The sequence below is a fragment of the Streptomyces tailanensis genome, assembly GCF_008386495.1.
Taxonomy (GTDB): Bacteria; Actinomycetota; Actinomycetes; order Streptomycetales; family Streptomycetaceae; genus Streptomyces; species Streptomyces tailanensis.
Genome location: NZ_VTHJ01000162.1, coordinates 1 through 2,505, shown reverse-complemented (window position 1 = coordinate 2,505; position 2,505 = coordinate 1). Strand labels below are relative to the sequence as shown.

Sequence of the window (2,505 nt, the reverse complement as noted above, 5' to 3'; positions counted from 1 at the left end):
TGTCGGGTAGCCGGAGCCCGTCGCCGGGCCCCGGCCCCCTCAGAACCGTGCATGCCGGTTTCCCGGCACACGGCTCAAGCAGAACCCTGTGGGCGTCTGATTTTTCGTCCAGTCCGTTTGTCATCGGCTTCATGATGCTGTCGGTGACAATCGGCGTGTACGAGCCGGAGATTGTTCCTGTCGTCCCCGCCCCCGTCTCGCCGGTAAGCGAAGTGATGCCTGTGCAGCCTCTTCGCAACCGCCTCGAACCACTCAATCCACTCGCGTGGGTTGTCCGGCTCGTATTCGGCTCCGGTGATCAGGGCCCCGCCGCAGAGCGGACACAGCCCCTGCTGGCGGAACGCCAGGTACAGGCTGGTCTTGTCCATGACGGGAGGCGCCTTCTTGCGGCGCCGGTTCGTCCAGTACTCGGTGAGGGCCGGATCATCCGTGGACGCCCCGCCCTTCACCTTGACGTGCCGGACAATGGGGGTCCAGGCGAACTTGTAGAGGTAGGCACCGGTAACCGGGTCACCGAACACCCACCTATCCGCCCGCGACTTGTTGAACTTGCCGTAGTACCGGGCAGTGACCCAATTCTTCGGCTTGTTGGGGTGGCGCCTGGTAGCCCACTTGTAGGTGAGTTTCCAGACGTAGTCATCCAGCGTCTTGAACGTCTTGCTGGACACCGCCCCCCGGTAGTACGTCGCCCACCCGCGCACAATTGGCGCGAGTTTCTTCCGTACCGCTGCGGCGTTCGCCCCTCTCAGGGCTTTCATCTCATTCCGCAGCCTTTCCCGGATTCTCCTTTCCGCTTCCTTGCTCGGTGTGATGATGGTCTTGCGCCTGATCTTCCTGATGTTGAACCCCAGGAAGTCAAAGCCCTCGTCCAGGTGGACGACGCGGGTCTTGTCCGTGTTGAACCGGAGCCCCCTTGGCTCCAGCCACTCGACCAGTTTCCGCCTGACCTCTTCCGCTTCCTCCTCCGAGTACGTGAGCACTACGAAGTCGTCGGCGTACCGAATCAGGACCGGGGTGCCGGGCTTTGCAGCACCGCTGCGCAGCCACCCCGCCCCTGCGGCTTGCTCCATCCCGTGCAGTGCGATGTTCAGCAACAGTGGACTGATCACGCCCCCTTGCGGGGTGCCTTCCTCCGTGGGCGCCCATCTTCCCTTTTCCATCACGCCGGCCTTCAGCCATCCCCAGACTGCGTCCCTGGCGGGAAACAGTCCGACGGATTGCATCAGCCTGCCGTGGTGGACTCGGTCGAAGGCCGCCGAGAGGTCCGCGTCCAGAACCCACGTCCGAACCCCCGTCTTCTGCCCCACCACCGAGAAGATGCTTTCCACGGCATCGTGGCAACTCCTTCCCGGACGGAACCCGTAGGACCGAGGTTCGAAACGGGCCTCCCACTCCGGCTCCAAGGCGTTCTTGACCCGTGCCTGGTTGACGCGGTCCTTGATCACCGGGATTCCGAGTGGCCGCTGCTTCCCATTACTCTTCGGGATGTACACCCGCTTGACCGGAACGGGACGGCGGTTCGGCTTTTCCTGGATCTCCTGAGCGAGCGTGGCTCGCCCTTTCGGAGTCAGGATGACCTCCCCGTCGATCCCGGCGGTCTTGCGGCCGGAACTCCGCTGCGTGACTCGCCTCACGCTGACCAGCGTGTTGCTCCTCGACCGCAGCATGAGCCTTTGCAGGTTGCGGACCTTGGCCAGATCCCCTTCCTGCGACGCCTTGAAGATTCGCTGGCGGAGTCGCCTTACGTTCTGCTCCTCGCGGGCCCAGTCGATGCTGTGCCAGTCCAGAGCCGGACCGCCCTCAGGTCCGTTCACCGCGATGGCCATTGCGGCCGGTGCGGCGTCCAACTTGCCCATCGGTTCGAGTCCCTCCCCACCTGCTCTTCAAAGTTCCACCCGGTCCACGTCAGCTCCCTTTCAGGCCAGGCAACTGCCCGTATCCGACGGGTTATGTGTGGCGCCCCAGAGCTGGCATCCACATTTTCCCCGGGCCTTTCGACCTGTCGGCATTTGCTTCTTGGACCATCCTGTTCCCGCTGCGGCATCGGCTTCCCTTACGGCCACCTACTGCCGCCTGGCAGACCACAACGGGGTTTCCACGTTCCGCTCCCTCAAGATTCGACTGTGCAGGGCGTCCCCTATACCCCGGGCCCGGTGGTGTCCGACTCCCCCCAAGAACGTCCAGAGGGATCACCTGGCGCTTCTCTACGCCGAGGGCCTGTCAGCCAGTACCGCTTTCCGTCTTCTGGCCGTTGGGTTCACGAGGCATTGCCGGGGATTCGCACGTGCTCGCCCATCCCAGTCTTCCCCTCGCCTGTGTTTCCCGGACGGTTCGGGAACCCTTGGGCTTTCCGGCCCGGCTTCACACCCCGCCGTTACCAGCGACGCATGCGGGCCTGGGGACTGACATCCAGACACTTGTCAGGGAGGCGACCCTTGTATTCGCTCTCTGAGAGTTGCCCCCACTTGATTGGAGCGACCTCGTGTCGCACCGTTCCACACCCAC

At 63.8% G+C, this 2,505-nt stretch carries 1 protein-coding gene; it reads right to left on the bottom strand.

Features of this window, described 5'->3' with window-relative positions; genetic code table 11:
- Positions 1-74 precede the first annotated feature (74 nt).
- Positions 75-1,856, bottom strand: coding sequence for a group II intron reverse transcriptase/maturase (gene ltrA, locus F3T56_RS45785; protein WP_246204917.1), 1,782 nt, complete (start codon positions 1,854-1,856; stop codon positions 75-77).
- Positions 1,857-2,505 lie beyond the last annotated feature (649 nt).

Excerpts from the sequence above, each read along its gene's own strand:
- ltrA (WP_246204917.1), bottom strand. The coding sequence starts at position 1,856 with ATGGGCAAGTTGGACGCCGCACCGGCCGCAATGGCCATCGCGGTGAAC.